The following is a 16,211-nucleotide window of genomic DNA, read 5'->3' as shown; positions in this document are numbered from 1 at the left end:
TTTGAATTGTGATGAATAAACGAAATGGTTTTGAATATATACCAAAATAATAAAGCTGCGTAAGTAATAAAATTTAAACAGCAAGGCTCGCTTTTAAAAATGCCTTGCTGGACTCGATCACTTGTTTTTGTATGGTTTCATCTGCCATGCCTCGCGCAAGACTAATTGCACCAACCAATTGGCAAAGTACGCCCCAAGCTTTGTCTTCAGAGCCTAAATGTTGCGTAAATAGGGCATGTCCACGGAGTAATTCTTGTTGATACAGTTGTTTAATCTCGATATCAGCACGGGCAACCTCACTGGCAAGGGCAGGTAAAATACACCCATGATTCGCATGTTGCACATGGGAGATATTGAGGTAACGGTTTAATTCAAAATCAAGCCATTCATCAGGGCTATCGTGAGGATTATTTTCCCATCTTGAAAAACTTTGCTGTAATTCGACTTCTAACAACGCTTTTAATAACGCATGTTTGGAAGCAAAGTGTGAATAGAAAGCACCACTGGTCACACCTGCTGCTTTCATAAAACTGTCAACACCCGTTGCGGCAAAGCCTTGCTGTTTAGCAAGCTGACCACTAATGTGCAGTAATTCTTTGCGTTTTTCTTGTTTGTATTCTGGTTTATATCGCATGTGAATGACTTAATTAACGAGATTTGACGATAGTTAAATTATAACATAGTATTCGTTATAGTAACGATCGTTATCTAATGGAATGCAAACAATGAATGAGAAGAATGAACAAGAAATTCGTCAAAAAGGCGTTGCTTTAATTATTGGTGCAGGCGATGCGACGGGTGGCGAGATTGCCAAACGCTTCGCACGTGGGGGCTATATTGCATGTATGACACGCCGTAATGCTGATAAGTTACAGCCTTTAATTGATGAAATTGAAACCATGGGAGGTACGGCTTACGGTTTTGCTTCTGATGCACGTAAAGAAGAACAAGTGATTGAATTAATTGAACAGATAGAAAGTTCAATAGGCCCGATTGAAGTGATGGTCTTTAATATTGGGGCGAATGTGCCGTGTAGTATTTTAGAAGAAACCGCGCGTAAATATTTCAAAATTTGGGAGATGGCATGCTTTAGTGCTTTTTTGGCAGGACGTGAGGTGGCTAAGCGTATGGTGCAGCGTGAACAAGGCAGCATTATTTTTACAGGGGCTACGGCGGGTGTACGAGGGGCTGCCAACTTTGCAGCTTTTGCAGGTGCTAAACATGCATTACGTGCTTTGGCGCAAAGTATGGCACGTGAATTGGGACCAAAGAATATTCATGTTGCACACGTTGTCGTCGATGGGGCAATTGATACCGATTTTATTGAAACAACTTTTCCTGATCTTTATGCACTTAAGGCGCAAGATGGAATACTAAACCCTGTACATATTGCAGAAAACTATTGGCATTTAGCACACCAACCGCGCGATGCATGGACACATGAATTGGATTTAAGACCATGGATTGAACACTGGTAATTTCTGGATTATAGAAACTTAAATAGGGGGATTTAAAGATGCAAACGATTGAATTTTATTTTGATTTAGGGAGCCCATATAGTTACATGGGTTTTCATCGTATCCAAAAAATAGCAACGGATAAGCATGCCAAAATTATTTGGAAACCGATGCTTTTGGGGGGAGTGTTTAAAGCAACGGGAAACAGTAGTCCCATGACCGTACCTGCCAAGGCACGATATGCCATGAATGATTTAAAACGTTGGTCAAAGCTATGGCAGATTCCAATGCAAATGAATCCGTATTTCCCAATCAACACTCTGCAATTGATGCGATTAATCACCGCTGTACAGTTGTATCTACCCGATCAATTCTTGCCTGTACTCACAGGCGTGTTTCATGCCATGTTTGGGGAACCACGTAATCTGAATGATTTGCAAGAATTTAAGAGAATGCTTGTAGATTTAGAACTGGATGTTCAACAAGTTCAAACTTGGTTAGATGATGAACAAGTTAAACAACAACTAAAAATGATTACTGAAGAGGCTGTGCAACGTGGCGTATTTGGGGCACCGACATGGTTTTATCAGAATGAAATTTATTGGGGAATTGATCATTTACATTTTTTAGAAGATGCTTTAACGCTAAGCTAAAGTAATTCTTTGTATTAAAAAGAGCCAGCCTTGTATGACCCAATGGTCATACAAGATATTATTATATAATGATATTTTTATTATTTTCTTTACTCTAAATTGTTCTTTTTTGTCTTTAAAAACAAATTTTATTGCAAAACTTAAACTCTTTTTATAAATTAGGTAGACCGGTCTACATAATAGTGAGTTTGCCATGAGCAATAAATCAGCCAAAGAAAAGATTTTAGACGCAGCGGCAACCTTGTTTTATAACGATGGAATTGCCAATACAGGGATCAATGCGATAACTGATCGTGCAGGTGTGGCTAAAATGTCGCTCTACAATAATTTTCCGACCAAATCTGATTTGATTGCTACTTATATACAAGCCCGACATCAGGAATGGCTAAATCTATATGCCAAGCGATTGGTCGATTGTAAGTCTGCTTATGAGCGTATTTTGGCGGTATTTGATGCCTATCAAGATCATGCTGAATATGCCTATGAAAAGGGATTTAGGGGGTGCGGTTTGCTCAATGCAGCAGCCGAATTTCCTGTTGATAGCCCAGAGCGAATTGCGGTGAAGCAACACAAAGAAGAGGTTGAGCAGATTTTGGTTGAACACCTTAGTGCTTTATTTCAGAACCAGAATAAAGTGCAGGAATTGGCACTGTTTATTTCTTTTGTATTGGAAGGTTCTATTGCGCGTGCCGGTTTAGAAGGCAATGGAGATAAGGTGCATGCAGCGAAACAAATGACAGAGCGTCTTTTGCAACAGGAGCTGAACACATGAGCCAAAAGCCAGATTTATCTGCTCACTATGGTTTTATTGCGGTACTTATGGCATCGGTGTTATGGGGAACCACGGGGACAGCTGCATCCTTCGCACCCAATTTAAGTCCTTTGGCAATAGGGGCTTTGGCCATGGGTGGTGGTGGGCTTTTACAAGCGCTATTAGCCAGAAAGAAGATAGCCAACCATCTTCAAGACATTCCTAAAAATAAAGGCATACTGTTATTGGGGGCTCTTTCTGTCGCAATTTATCCTTTAGCCTTTTATAGCTCTATGCATTTGGCAGGCATCACCATTGGTACTGTGGTTTCTATTGGCACAGCTCCCTTATTTACTGCCTTGTTAGAGCGTATTTTTGATCAAAAACAATTATCAAAACGTTGGTTCTTTAGTTGTTTCTTTGGCATATTCGGAGTGTTATTGCTCTCGTTGGGTGAATCAGATGTTGCGACACAGTTACAACAGGAGACTACTGATCAGAAAATTTTGGGTGTCATTCTGGGTTTGGTTGCAGGTCTCACTTATTCACTTTATTCGTGGGCTGCGAAAAAATTAATTGATCGTGGTGTCGAAGCGAAAGCATCAATTGGTTTAATTTTTGGTTTTGGGGCAATGTTATTGTTACCGATTGCATTTTATACAGGGACAAATCTTTTTGATGAAGTCATCAATATCTATGTGGTTGGCTATATGATGTTAATCCCGATGTTTTTGGGCTATTTATTGTTTGGTTATGGTCTAAAAACAGTCCCTGCAAGCCGTGCAGTTACGTTGACTTTGTTTGAGCCATTTATGGCAGCTGTATTTGCCATGCTCATTGTGGGGGAACAATTAGATGGATTGGGTTGGTTAGGCATGGGGCTTATTTTTGTCTGTTTGGCGATTTTATTTAAAGAAGAACCAGAGGCTGAAACAAATCACACTGTAGTTTCTATGTAGTATGAGTCAATGCTTGATCACTGATTCGAATATGAAAACAGCGAACCTTGGTTCGCTGTTTTCAGTTTTCTTGCAAAGGAAATAGGTCTCACATGAGAATTAGAAGAAACCTGCTGGTTTAGTCGAATAGCTTACTAACAAGTTTTTAGTTTGTTGATAGTGATCAAGCATCATCTTGTGGTTTTCACGACCAATACCTGATTTTTTGTAACCACCGAATGCCGCATGTGCAGGGTAAATGTGGTAACAGTTAGTCCATACACGACCAGCTTCAATTGCACGACCAGCGCGGTAAGAGGTATGTGCCGAACGCGACCATACACCTGCACCTAAGCCATAAATGGTGTCATTGGCAATTTTGATGGCGTCATCAAAGTCTTTGAAGGTTGTTACAGACAATACTGGTCCAAAAATTTCTTCTTGGAAAACTTTCATGCTGTTGTTGCCTTTGAAGATGGTTGGTTCAATGTAGAAACCACTACCAACTTCGTGACGAGCACCACCACCAGTCAGAACTTCCGCACCTTCGCCACGACCTGTTGCAATACAACCCAAGATTTTGTCTTGCTGCTCTTGAGATGCCTGAGCACCAATCATGGTTTCTGTGTCTAAAGGGTGACCTGTTTTAATACGCTTAACACGTTCAATGGCCTTTTCAAGGAATTTGTCGGCAATACTTTCTTGAACTAGGGCACGTGAAGGGCACGTACAGACTTCACCTTGGTTTAAAGCAAACATAGCAAAGCCTTCTAGGGCTTTATCTAGGTAGTCATCTTCGCGATCCATAACATCTTCAAAGAAGATATTTGGTGACTTGCCACCAAGTTCTAAAGTCACAGGAATAATGTTTTCAGTCGCATATTGCATAATTAACTGACCCACTTGCGTAGAACCAGTGAATGCGATTTTTGCAATACGTGGGCTAGTGGCAAGTGGACGACCCACTTCAGCACCAAAACCATTAACGATATTCAAAATACCTTCTGGTAATAGGTCTTGAATTAATTCAGCAACCAATAAAATACCGACAGGGGTTTGTTCTGCGGGCTTAAGAACAATACAGTTACCTGCTGCTAATGCTGGAGCAAGTTTCCATGCTGCCATAAGAATTGGGAAGTTCCATGGGATAATTTGACCTACTACACCCAATGGTTCATGGAAATGGTAAGCAATTGTATCTTCATCAATCTCAGAAATTCCGCCTTCTTGAGCGCGAATACATCCAGCAAAATAACGAAAGTGATCAATTGCTAGAGGGATATCTGCTGCAAGTGTTTCGCGGACAGGTTTACCATTGTCCCAAGTTTCTGCAACTGCTAGTAATTCAAGATTTTGTTCTAAACGATCTGCAATTTTAAGTAACAGATTTGAACGCGTTGTAGGAGAGGATTTGTTCCATTGAGCTTTAGCTTTGTGCGCTGCATCAAGCGCAAGTTCGATATCTTCAACCGTTGAGCGAGGAATTTTGGTGAATACTTTGCCATCGACAGGCGAGATGTTTTCGAAGTATTCTCCTTTAACAGGTGGTACCCATTGTCCACCAATAAAGTTTTCGTATTGTGCTTTAAATTGAACCTTAGAACCAGGTTGATTAGGATCGACGTAACGCATATATAATTTCCTTTGCTTGTTGTTTATCTCAGCTTCTACAGCTTTGGTATAAGGTACATCAGTACATTATTTGTTTAGCATAACTAGCATAAGGTTGGAGAAAGGTTGGAAAGTAGAAGGTTTACAACAGGACGACAAATGCTTACAAAAACAGTTAAGTACAGGACGTCGAATCATTAGTTGTTGAGAGAAAGCAATGATGAATAAGCAAACATTAGTAGAAAAAAGACAACGGATTGATCAGTTCCGCCAAAGTAGTAGTCTTTCGCCGTTACATGCAGAACAATTAGGGCAAAGTATTGCAAGCTCATGGCAGCGCTCAGCCTCGGCTGCGATTCCTAAAGACCGTATGGCAGCGCCAATTAATCATCAGCATCGTCGTGGTTTAAACGGCGCCTTAGAGCATGCCTTACATCTTTGCACTGAAGACCTTAAACACATTGCCCAGCAATCGTCCATGGTGATTGCTGTGGGTGATATCGGCAGTACCATTGTGTGGTCGGCATCGAGCCATCAAATGCAGAGTGCGGCTGAAAGTGTGCACTTTGTTGAAGGTGGGCAGTGGAGAGAAGAATTGGTTGGTACCAATGCGCTGGCATTGTCATTAAAAACTCAGCAATCGAGTTGTGTGTTTTCTAATGAGCATTACATGACTTCAATACAAGACTGGGTGTGTTATGCGGCACCGATAATTGACCCTTACTCAAAGCAAGTCTTAGGGGTTATTGATTTATCGACCACATGGAAAAACCACAATAGTTTGGGACTCTTGGCTGCTGAGCGTTGTGCTTCGATTATTCAATCCGCCTTATTGGAGCATCAAAAGCAGCAACTGTTTATCCGTGCATTTGCTGTCCCGCAAATTTTGTTCAATGGCAAGGCGTTAGTGCTTACACCGCGTCAAATTGAGATTCTTGCGATTTTGGCTTTGTGTCCTCAAGGGTTAACCTTAGATACCTTACATCAAGCACTTTATGGTGAGCGTAAAGTCAGTGTAGGAACATTAAAGGCAGAAATGTCACAGCTCCGTGATATTTTGGGAGGCATGTTAGGCTCAAGACCTTACCGTTTGTTGGTCAATGTCGATGCGGATTTTTTACAGGCTGAGCAAGCTTTAGACGCTGGATATTTGGAAACTGCATTAAAGCTGTATACAGGCGTGTTTTTGGCGAAAACTGAAAGCCCATTTTTATGTGCTTGGCGGGATTGTTTGGAGTCACGTTTAAGTGATGCCATTTTTAAAGCCAATGAAACCGATGTGTTGCTTAAACATGTAGCGCATTTTCCAGAAGCAATAGATGCGGTAGAGCGTTTGATTGAACTGATGCCTAAGACACATCCTGTTCATCAAACGCTGTTGAAATTTAAGGATCGAGAGGACTTTTAATTCAGATTCCTTTCTCTTTTATCCAAGCAAATAAGTTCTGATAAACCTGCTCACGAACTTTAGGTGCGGATAAAATCAAATCGTGCAAACCATTTTCAATAGTTTGAATACTGATATCCCCGATCATTTTCTCGGCGTATTTTTGGATGTCATTAACGTTTAAAATCACGTCACTGGTCTGAGCTTCAATCCCCCATTTTTTCGGGTTCGTGGTTTGATGTGAATGCATAACTAGGGTGGGAATAGTGAGTGTTACGCCTGCATGAATCTCTTTTTGAGCTTCATAGATGGCTCGAACAAAGCTGAGTTTTACCATCTTGTAGCTTGGCTGTTTCCACTCAAGGTTAAAATTCCATTCACCGTGATAGTGACAATGTAGGCTAGGTACGTACCATTTATTCAGACCGCTTGGAATAGTGAGATTCGGAAGCAATCGACCTAGTTTGCTGAGTTGCGGTAACGCTTTATTTTTTTCAAACTCGCTCATGTTGAAATCATAAAAAGGACTATTGGCCCAGAGACCTTTAATTAATGAATGCTGCGGGTGATGGGCTGCAAATAAGGTACAAATGAGTCCACCCGTTGAGTGCCCGCTTAACAACACAGCATCATGACCTTCAGCTTGAATAATTTCTAACGCGTTATTAATTTCTGCATCATATTCACTTAAATCACGTACATTATAAAGTTGTTGATGTCCTAAGCGAGAGCGGCCATATTTGCGTAGATCCAACGCGTAAAAATCAAAACCCTGCTGATTGAACTGATCTGCCATTTCTGTTTGAAAAAAATAATCAATAAAACCATGAATATACAAAATTGCTTTGGTGGTGGCTTGAGTATTTTTTTTGCGGACTAAAGTCGCAATGACTTTGCCTTCATAATCGTCTGGGAACTCAAGCACAAGCTGTTGATAATCTGGCCCTAAAACATCGGCTTGATAAATGGTAGGGATTTTGAGCGATGTCATTTTTATACTCATCAAGATTTATTATGGTTTAATCCTTGATGATGTTGGAACATTTGTCAAACAGAATTGATTGTAGAATAAAAAAATGCAACCCAGTGCCTTCTTCTGTAAAGAATCTAGACTGCAGCCAATGGTTAGTCAACATTGGCTACATTCCATGCCCGATTCAAACAGAACTGGGTTGCCAAAAGCAAAAAGTAAGAGATTGGAGAGAGACTTACACCGCTGCTTTAAAATCTACAACTTCAGCACCACTTTTTAATGCTGCTTTGAAAATATCAACCACTTGAGCATGTGTGGCTTTACGAGGGTTAGTTAACATACAAGCATCTTTTTGAGCATTTTCAGACATAATGCCTAAATCTTGCTCTTTCACACCGAGTTCAGATAGGTTTGATGGAATACCGATAGAAGATGATAATTCACGGATTGCATCAATCGCGGCATAGGCAGCTTCAGTCACGGTAAATCCAGTGGTGTTAACACCCATAAGTTCTGCAATGCGAGCATAACGGTCAGGGCAGGCAATTAAGTTAAATTCGCAAACATGTGGTAGTAATACTGCATTACATACACCATGCGGCAGGTTATAGAAACCACCTAATTGGTGTGCCATCGCATGAACATAGCCTAAAGAGGCGTTGTTAAATGCCATACCTGCAAGATACTGTGCATAACTCATTGCATCACGTGCTTCAAGGTTTTCACCGTTGGCAACCGCTGGGCGTAACCATTCACTGATCATAGAAATCGCTTTTTCAGCGCATGCATCGGTAATTGGATTTGCAGCAGTAGAAACATAGGCTTCTACAGCATGAGTCAATGCATCCATACCTGTAGCAGCGGTTAAGCTAGCAGGTTTTGCAATCATGAGTTTAGGATCATCAATTGCAATCAGTGGAGTACAACGCCAATCGACAATCGCCATTTTCACATGTGTATCTGTATTGGTAATAATACAGAAGCGTGTCATTTCAGATGCCGTACCTGCGGTTGTGTTTACTGCAATCAGAGGAGTCATTGGGACAGAGCTTTTATCAATGCCTTCATAATCGCGAATATGACCGCCACCCGCTGTAACTAGACCAACACCTTTTGCACAGTCATGTGATGAACCACCACCCAGTGAAACAATAAAGTCACAGGCATTGTCATTGTAAGCTTGTACGCCGTTATGGACATTAATATCTGTTGGGTTTGGTTCTGCACCCGGGAAGATGTGGCTGTCGACACCCGCATCTTTTAGATAGCTTGCAATGGTGTCTGCTACACCAAATTTAAATAAACCTGCATCAGTTACAATCAGTGCTTTTTTAGCACCTAAATTTTGTGCTTTGGTTCCAATTTCTTTAGCACAGCCTGGACCAAAGAGTGAAACACATGGAATATAAAAACCGTTTGTTTGATCTGCAATATTTTTAAAAGCCATGGTGCGATTCCTTCTACCATTGTTATGTTCTAAGCGGTGACCCTCACCGTGGCTTGAGTATTTAACGAAGACAGTTTTAAACCTACCTACCAAACACCTACCATCAAATGTTTTACAAAAAATAATATGGGCAGATAGATCTGAAATATAAATTGAATGAGAAATTTCATTCTTATATATGACTGAAAATTAATATAAAAATATGAATTCTATCTTAGGGTGAATTTTTTTTAAATTTGATTACAATAGGAAGAAGCATTATACAAAAGTAGAATGAGGGGCGTGTATGGAACAAGAGCGTTTAATACCGCAACATCGTCAAATTGCTCAATTGATTCTGGGGTTTTCTTCAGATTTGACTGCTATGCAGCATCAACAGTGGCAAATCTTGGGGAATCTGAATGCACAAAATATGTTTCGGATTGATCAAGAAAAGCAGACCATTTTTATTATGAATGAGATGTTTCATCTCTCTTTTGCATTAGTCCAAAACCAACATACTCCATTTATTCAATACAATTTTAATTATCAAGATCAACATGCGGAATTACTTGAAGATTTCTTTTTGCATGATGTCGGTTTCTTGACTGATCAATTGAATGAACAACACTCCTTATTTCTTAAAAATAAAGTACAGCAATTACGTGAACTTATTGCGAAACAAATTTATCAGTGGGTGGATGGACCTGCGCGTGTCATAGCATGTTTAAATCAGATGACTTTGGCTCAAGCTGAGTTGTTAGATCGGCGTTTAATGGTACTCGGAATGGCAACATATGCTTGTTTTGCTCAGTCCAAACAAACGGGAACTGCTTTAGATCCTGCGTTAAAACAACATTTTAGCCAACTTTGTGCATTACATATTGTAAACGGGGAAGACTTTTTACCATTGCAGGGCTTAATGGATAGTTATGATGAGCTTTGCCATAGTGCAGCGCAATTTTTGCCCGCTGCCTTGTATCGGATTGCAACCTTGACCTTCGAGCAGAAGTTTAATTTGGATGAACTGCTGGATCATCAAATGGATTTTGCACTGCTACAGCCTTATGCCTTACAGCAAAGTCATGTCTTGTCCTTTGTACGCTTGATGAATCGCGAGTTGTGGCATAAAGATGATTTATTGGCCAAACAGAACTTTTTGCAGCCAAATACGCAGATCTGGCAAAAAAAAGTCGCACGGTTGCCTATTTTTGATTATTCCAGAACCGTGAATTGGTTGTTTAAGCAAGATGCGATGGTACTTGACTGGTTAAGTGCACACATCCAACACAGTCATGTGCGTGTCGCGGTGACAGCTTTAAGTTTTGTTGATACCAGTCAAATTCATCCCTGTATTATTTTATTAACGTTGCAATATTTTCAACATACTTGTGCGCGGATGTTTATTCAAAGCTGCGATATACATGCAACCGCAGAACAATGGTTTGAACATCAAAATAATCAAAGTGTAGTGCTGAAAGGGCAACAGCAAACCGTTGAGGATCAGCGTATTGCCATTAGCCCATCCATTTTATATTTGGATGAATGGATGAATTTACTGCGTAATGTCGCCAGCAAGAATGAAACCATAGTCAAGCAGGTGTATAAGAAAATTAGCCGCGTCATGCAGGCATATATGTTGCATTTACATCATATTGTGCAAGATTTACCCCATGAGTTATTGAATTATGTGCATCCAAGTACGCACCAAAATCGGGGGTTTTATCGTACCTTACGTCGGCATCATGTCCCTGTGAATGAGTTTAGGGCTTTATTTTATTTACGCTATCAGAATTTACGCGTGTCGGTATTTGATGCTTATGTTCGAGATTATTTGATTTATTGTTTTAATGAAAACCGTGAAATTGCAAAAAATAGTACATGGTTAGGTTTATTCCACCATGCCGTAGAATGGCATCGGCAGTTACATAAGGATGAAATTTTAGCGCGTTTAAAACAGAGTTTTGCTGTGAATACCTGGAATGCTGTATCCCCTCAAACCATTTTGCAATATTCAGGTTGGAGCTTTGAGGAATTGCATCAAATTGAACGTATTATTGAAGAGTCAAATATATTTCATCATTGTCTGGCTATGAGTTATGCAGAACGAATTATGCAAGGAGAATATGTTGCTTTTCATATGTCGTCGCCACATTACAGGCAGTCCTTAACGCTAGGTTGCCATATTCAGGCAGGGAAATTGCTATTTGATCAATTGGAATATCCCAATAATCAAAAAGCGGAGCAATTGTTAGTGACGATTGCGGAGCAATTCATTCAATGGTTTAACGAACATTTTTCACCATCACAGCAATAGACTTCATATGATTTAACCAATTAACAAAAACCATTCTGATTCTTTTTTTTAATTTATGAATAAGCTTTTGTTATTTAATCATTTGATGTAGGAAAAAACGAGTGTGTTTCTTCTCAGACTTAACTTTTAACGCAAAACTCGTTAGGCTATAGCCGTTATTTATTGGTTATCGGTCATATGAAACAAGAAACTGCACTTAAGCTCCTCAAAGCTGGCGAAAATGTCTTCCTTACAGGTTCGGCTGGTGCAGGAAAAACTTATACTTTAAATCAGTACATCAATTATTTGAAAGCGCGTAAGGTACCTGTTGCGATTACAGCGTCTACAGGTATTGCTGCAACGCATATGAATGGCATGACTATTCATACTTGGGCAGGTATCGGTATTAAAGATAGCTTAAGTGATGATGATCTTAAGCGTATGAAAGAGCGCAAATACCTCAAAGAACATTTAGAAAATGCACAGGTATTAATTATTGATGAAATTTCGATGTTGCATGCAAAACAACTGAATTTGGTCAATCAGGTTTTAAAATACTTTAAAGAAAGTGACGATGCATTTGGTGGCATTCAGGTGATTGTTGCGGGTGACTTTTTTCAGTTGCCACCTGTTGGGAAAAAAGAAGAGCTCAATCGGGATAAATTCTGCTTTATGTCTGAGGCGTGGGTTGAAGCCAAGTTCCGTGTTTGCTATCTGACCGAGCAACATCGTCAAGGTAATGATTATCTGAATGATATTTTGAATGCAATTCGTAGTCAGAGTATTACTTCGGAGCATATCCGTGTATTAGAACAAACGCGTTCACAAGATATTGGCGATACATTTACGCGTCTTTATACCCATAACATGGATGTCGATTCAATTAATTTTCAACATTTAAATGCCATTGAGCAGAAAGGCCATGAATTCATGGCAGTCTGTGATGGTAATGATAAATTAATTGAAACTCTGAAATCTTCTGTACGTGCCCCAGAAGCGTTAACTTTAAAAAAGAATGCCAAAGTGATGTTTGTAAAAAACAATTTTGACATGGGCTATATCAATGGCAGTTTAGGGGAAGTTATAGGTTTTGAAGAAGATGATGATCATGGCATTTTGCCCAAAGTGAAACTCACGGATGGTTCAGTCTTATTGGTGGAACCAGAAACGTGGTCAGTGGATAACGAAGCGGGTAAGAGTATTGCCAGTTTGCAGCAAATTCCATTGCGTCTGGCATGGGCAATTACTATTCATAAATCACAAGGTATGACCTTGGCAGCGGCAGAAATAAACTTGAGCCATACCTTTGAAAAAGGACAAGGTTACGTCGCATTATCACGATTAAAATCATTAGATGGTTTAAAACTGTTGGGTTTTAATATGCAAGCTTTGGAATTAGACAGTCTTGCGATTAAAGCAGACCGACGCTTTCAAGAACTATCTGCTGAAGCTGAAACGAATTTTGCTGAAACTGATTTAACCGTGCAACATAAAGCTTTTATTCGCCACTGTGGCGGAACGCTGAATGATGTTGAAATTGAGCGAAATGAGAAAAAAATTGCTCGAAATGCTGGTAAGCAAAACTATGCCTCGGCAACTTTAGATGAAACTCGTGAACTCTTTGAGTCAGGTTATGACATAGAAGATATTGCAAGCGAACGTGGACTCACGCCTGCCACCATTATTAATCATTTGGGACGGTTGCATAAAGAACAAGGCTTAGATATTTCTGTTGCACATCCGGGTGAAGAAGTTGTAGAGGAAGTCCGTAAGATATATAAACGCCTACAGAAACGTCAAAGCCCAGATCATTTTGCAGATGATGGTGCCATTAAATTACGTCCAATTGTAGAATCAACCAATCCGCGTATGGGCTATGACCAAGTGCGTTTAGCGTTACTTTATATCGAATAAAATTTAAATGAGAAAAGAGTAGGCAAGAGGAATTCTTGCTTACTTTGATTTAAAGTTCATATACACTGATTTATAAGCGATAAGAATAACTTAGAACAGCAATGAAATTTACGGCATGGTATACGCTACGCAAGTTGGTCTATAACAATTTGCACAATGAAGATTATGAAACCCGCTTAAGTCGTGGGATTAATTATTTTCTGATTGCATTAATTATGAGTAATGCTGCTGCGGTATTACTTGAGTCAGTACATCAATATTATGTACGTTACGAGACTTTGTTTTATTATTTTGAATTTTTTTCAATTTTTATTTTTACCGTGGAATACATTTTACGTTTCTGGTCAGTTGCAGAGTCAGACAGTTTTGAATCGGCTTGGAAAAATCGTTTAAATTGGATTAAAAGTGGTGGGGCAATTATCGATTTACTGGCTATTTTGCCTGCGTATCTCAATTTCTTTGTTCATTTCGATCTACGATTCCTCCGAATTGTTCGTTTACTTCGATTATTAAAACTAACTCGATATTTTGTTTCCTTGCAAATTTTATTACGTGTCATCGAACGCGAAAAAGGTTCATTCCAAGCCGTCATTTTTATCTTGGTGATTATGATTATTATGGCTGCGGCAGGTGTGTATTTGATCGAAAGTCGGGTACAACCTGATGTCTTTAGTTCAATACCAGCATCGATGTGGTGGGCGGTCGTGACCTTAACCACGGTCGGTTATGGTGATGTGACTCCTGTAACGCCGCTTGGCCGTTTTTTAGGGGCACTGATTACCATTTTAGGTGTCGGATTGGCCGCTTTGCCCGCGGGTATTTTAGCCAATGGTTTGGCAAATGAGCTTGAATTACGAAAACAAGAACTGGAACTTAGATTTCGAGAATTGATTCAAAACAGTGATATTGATTTTATTCTAGAAAAAGAAAAGATTGAGGAAATACGTAAAGAAGTGGGACTTACTCAGGAGCAGACACAAGATATTATTTTGCAATTAATTCGAGAGCAAAAAGAAGAATCGCTTAAGCAGGAAAGAGATCAATATGCATACTGCCCACATTGTGGTAAAAAATTGCCTGAATAATATTTAAAAATTGAGAGCTAAGTGATGAGTAAAGCAATGAAAGCAGCAAGCACTTTCATTGCTTATTTCACACATGCACATGTCGTAGTATTGTGTTAGATAGATTCATGACATGCTGAAACGACTAGATTATTTTTCTCATGCTGAAAAGCAAAAAATAAAATGATTAAACCACCAAAACTGAGTAGTGTGCCAACCCAAATGGGTGCGAGCCAACCCAAGTTTTGGCTAATTAACCAACCGCCTAGAAAAGCACCAAAAGCATTGGCGATATTAAATGCTGAATGATTTAAAGAAGCAGCCAAACTTTGAGCATTACCCGCAACATCCATGAGACGGGTTTGTAGCAATGGTCCCAAACCTGCAATACTAAAACTGACTAAGAATAATGCTGCAAAGGCGGTATATAGATTCCCAATAGCGAGTGCACAAATGATGTAAGAACCAGCATTTGAAAGGAGGACCCAAATAATTGCTTTATTCAAGTTTCTATCGGCGAAATGCCCTGCAACTAAACCACCAAGTACTAAACCTAAACCAATACTTGCAAGTGCAAAAGGTACGATTTCAATACCAGTGTGTGTATATTCAGTCAAAATGGGTGAAACGTAACTATACACCGAGAAAAGACCGCCAAAACCAATAGCGCCGACAGCTAAAGTTAACCACATTTGCGTATTTTTAAGCCCGCGAAGTTCATTTTGAATACTAGCAGTATGATCGAGTTGAATTTTTGGCAGACAAAAACAAATCGCAATGACGGTAAAAAATGCAATTGAAGCTGAGAATTCAAACCCAGACCGCCAACCATAGTGTTGCCCCAACCACGTTGCAAAGGGTACACCAATGACCGTTGCTACATTTAAGCCCATCATCAATTTGGCAACCGCAGAAGCACGTTTTTGTTTGCCCGCAAAGTCAGCCACAACCAAGGCTGCAATACCGAAATAAGCACCATGAGGCAAACCCGAAATAAAACGTGACAGCAACATGCTCTCATAATTATTGGCAAATGCAGTGATGGCATTGGCGATGCCATAAAAGAGCATAAGCCCAATCAGTAGGATTTTGCGCGGGACTTTGGCTGCTAAGATTGCAATAATAGGAGCACCGATTGTAACCCCTAAGGCATAGGCGCTGATAAAATGTCCTGCTACAGGAATACTTACATTCAAATTATGTGAAATTTCTTGAATAAGTCCCATCGCGACAAATTCTGTTGTACCAATACAAAAGCCACCTAAGGCGAGTGCTAGAATGACCCGAAATAGGCGATAGGATGGCGTAGGATCAGTCGCCGTATTTAAATGCGGAGATATCATTTTAATCGGAATATTGGGAGGGGGAGAAAGAGCTAATTATAGGTGAAATGAGTGAATAATGTTAAGTCGTTTACTCGGAATTCATAGAGTTGATGAATAGATTAAATTTAGGTGTGTGTAAGTTTAATATTTTTAATTACCTAATAGATCTCTTTCATAACTCATTTTTCATTCAATTCTAAGTTGTAAATTCCAGCAATTAAATTGAATCTTAAACCGAGCCTTTTCCCTCTATTTCGATAGCGCTCTGAAAGTATTTTGAAGGTCTTGAGTACACCAAATACATGTTCAATTCCTATTCTTCTTTTATTGATTTCACGGTTGTGTTGTTTTAATACAGGATCTAATTTACATCCTCGTTTTGCTTTTATTGGTATTAAACTTTTTTCATAAATCGC

At 39.6% G+C, this 16,211-nt stretch carries 14 protein-coding genes; 8 read left to right on the top strand and 6 right to left on the bottom strand.

Features of this window, described 5'->3' with window-relative positions:
• Positions 1–73: 73 nt before the first annotated feature.
• Positions 74–634, bottom strand: a complete 561-nt coding sequence (locus E0H82_RS14610; protein WP_131265468.1) for a TetR/AcrR family transcriptional regulator — start codon at positions 632–634, stop codon at positions 74–76.
• A 91-nt stretch (positions 635–725) separates the two neighbouring features.
• On the opposite strand from E0H82_RS14610, the gene E0H82_RS14605 reads away from it, so the two are divergent.
• The 4 genes from E0H82_RS14605 (at position 726) to E0H82_RS14590 (ending at position 3,820) form a co-directional block, all read left to right on the top strand.
• Complete coding sequence (locus tag E0H82_RS14605) at positions 726–1,478, top strand: SDR family oxidoreductase (protein WP_131265467.1); 753 nt, start codon at positions 726–728, stop codon at positions 1,476–1,478.
• A 38-nt stretch (positions 1,479–1,516) separates the two neighbouring features.
• Positions 1,517–2,110: a 2-hydroxychromene-2-carboxylate isomerase gene (locus E0H82_RS14600; RefSeq protein WP_131265466.1), complete on the top strand. Its 594-nt coding sequence runs from the start codon at positions 1,517–1,519 to the stop codon at positions 2,108–2,110.
• A gap of 193 nt (positions 2,111–2,303) precedes the next feature.
• Entirely contained in the window at positions 2,304–2,882 is a 579-nt protein-coding gene (locus E0H82_RS14595) for a TetR/AcrR family transcriptional regulator (protein ID WP_131265465.1), read from the top strand.
• Positions 2,879–3,820: a DMT family transporter gene (locus E0H82_RS14590; RefSeq protein ID WP_131265464.1), complete on the top strand. Its 942-nt coding sequence runs from the start codon at positions 2,879–2,881 to the stop codon at positions 3,818–3,820. The genes E0H82_RS14595 and E0H82_RS14590 overlap by 4 nt, the downstream gene beginning before the upstream one ends.
• A 99-nt stretch (positions 3,821–3,919) precedes the next feature.
• Here the strand turns inward: E0H82_RS14590 and E0H82_RS14585 are convergent, their stop codons facing one another.
• Positions 3,920–5,431, bottom strand: a complete 1,512-nt coding sequence (locus tag E0H82_RS14585) for an aldehyde dehydrogenase family protein (RefSeq protein WP_116758929.1) — start codon at positions 5,429–5,431, stop codon at positions 3,920–3,922.
• Between the two features lie 196 nt (positions 5,432–5,627).
• Between E0H82_RS14585 and E0H82_RS14580 the strand changes: the two genes are divergently transcribed.
• Positions 5,628–6,818: a transcriptional regulator gene (locus E0H82_RS14580; RefSeq protein ID WP_131265463.1), complete on the top strand. Its 1,191-nt coding sequence runs from the start codon at positions 5,628–5,630 to the stop codon at positions 6,816–6,818.
• A 1-nt stretch (position 6,819) separates the two neighbouring features.
• Here E0H82_RS14580 and E0H82_RS14575 read toward each other — a convergent pair whose 3' ends face one another.
• Both E0H82_RS14575 and mdh read right to left on the bottom strand, forming a co-directional pair.
• Positions 6,820–7,788 (bottom strand): alpha/beta hydrolase, encoded by a 969-nt coding sequence (locus tag E0H82_RS14575; protein WP_131265462.1) that lies wholly within the window; start codon positions 7,786–7,788, stop codon positions 6,820–6,822.
• 217 nt (positions 7,789–8,005) lie between these two features.
• Entirely contained in the window at positions 8,006–9,217 is a 1,212-nt protein-coding gene (gene mdh / locus E0H82_RS14570) for an iron-dependent methanol dehydrogenase (RefSeq protein WP_131265461.1), read from the bottom strand.
• Positions 9,218–9,503: 286 nt separating this feature from the next.
• On the opposite strand from mdh, the gene E0H82_RS14565 reads away from it, so the two are divergent.
• The 3 genes from E0H82_RS14565 to E0H82_RS14555 all read left to right on the top strand — a co-directional run bounded on the left by E0H82_RS14565 (position 9,504) and on the right by E0H82_RS14555 (position 14,491).
• Positions 9,504–11,513, top strand: coding sequence for a hypothetical protein (locus E0H82_RS14565; protein WP_131265460.1), 2,010 nt, complete (start codon positions 9,504–9,506; stop codon positions 11,511–11,513).
• A 177-nt stretch (positions 11,514–11,690) separates the two neighbouring features.
• Positions 11,691–13,406: an AAA family ATPase gene (locus E0H82_RS14560; protein WP_131265459.1), complete on the top strand. Its 1,716-nt coding sequence runs from the start codon at positions 11,691–11,693 to the stop codon at positions 13,404–13,406.
• Positions 13,407–13,507: 101 nt separating this feature from the next.
• A complete protein-coding gene (locus tag E0H82_RS14555; RefSeq protein ID WP_131265458.1) occupies positions 13,508–14,491 on the top strand; it encodes an ion transporter in 984 nt (327 codons plus the stop codon).
• 95 nt (positions 14,492–14,586) lie between these two features.
• On the opposite strand, the gene E0H82_RS14550 is transcribed toward E0H82_RS14555, so the two are convergent.
• On the bottom strand, positions 14,587–15,813 hold the full coding sequence (locus E0H82_RS14550; RefSeq protein WP_131265457.1) for an MFS transporter: 1,227 nt from the start codon (positions 15,811–15,813) through the stop codon (positions 14,587–14,589).
• Positions 15,814–15,974: 161 nt separating this feature from the next.
• A partial coding sequence (locus tag E0H82_RS14545; protein ID WP_165492963.1) for a transposase family protein occupies positions 15,975–16,211 on the bottom strand: 237 nt, incomplete at its 5' end.

The organism is Acinetobacter sp. ANC 4910 (assembly GCF_004331035.1).
Taxonomy (GTDB): Bacteria; Pseudomonadota; Gammaproteobacteria; order Pseudomonadales; family Moraxellaceae; genus Acinetobacter.
This window is presented reverse-complemented; position numbering and strand designations above follow the sequence as displayed.

Excerpts from the sequence above, each read along its gene's own strand:
- E0H82_RS14600 (WP_131265466.1), top strand. The coding sequence starts at position 1,517 with ATGCAAACGATTGAATTTTATTTTGATTTAGGGAGCCCATATAGTTAC.
- E0H82_RS14580 (WP_131265463.1), top strand. The coding sequence starts at position 5,628 with ATGATGAATAAGCAAACATTAGTAGAAAAAAGACAACGGATTGATCAG.
- E0H82_RS14595 (WP_131265465.1), top strand. The coding sequence starts at position 2,304 with ATGAGCAATAAATCAGCCAAAGAAAAGATTTTAGACGCAGCGGCAACC.
- E0H82_RS14560 (WP_131265459.1), top strand. The coding sequence starts at position 11,691 with ATGAAACAAGAAACTGCACTTAAGCTCCTCAAAGCTGGCGAAAATGTC.
- E0H82_RS14590 (WP_131265464.1), top strand. The coding sequence starts at position 2,879 with ATGAGCCAAAAGCCAGATTTATCTGCTCACTATGGTTTTATTGCGGTA.
- E0H82_RS14610 (WP_131265468.1), bottom strand. The coding sequence starts at position 634 with ATGCGATATAAACCAGAATACAAACAAGAAAAACGCAAAGAATTACTG.
- E0H82_RS14605 (WP_131265467.1), top strand. The coding sequence starts at position 726 with ATGAATGAGAAGAATGAACAAGAAATTCGTCAAAAAGGCGTTGCTTTA.
- E0H82_RS14565 (WP_131265460.1), top strand. The coding sequence starts at position 9,504 with ATGGAACAAGAGCGTTTAATACCGCAACATCGTCAAATTGCTCAATTG.
- E0H82_RS14585 (WP_116758929.1), bottom strand. The coding sequence starts at position 5,431 with ATGCGTTACGTCGATCCTAATCAACCTGGTTCTAAGGTTCAATTTAAA.
- E0H82_RS14555 (WP_131265458.1), top strand. The coding sequence starts at position 13,508 with ATGAAATTTACGGCATGGTATACGCTACGCAAGTTGGTCTATAACAAT.
- E0H82_RS14550 (WP_131265457.1), bottom strand. The coding sequence starts at position 15,813 with ATGATATCTCCGCATTTAAATACGGCGACTGATCCTACGCCATCCTAT.
- mdh (WP_131265461.1), bottom strand. The coding sequence starts at position 9,217 with ATGGCTTTTAAAAATATTGCAGATCAAACAAACGGTTTTTATATTCCA.
- E0H82_RS14575 (WP_131265462.1), bottom strand. The coding sequence starts at position 7,788 with ATGACATCGCTCAAAATCCCTACCATTTATCAAGCCGATGTTTTAGGG.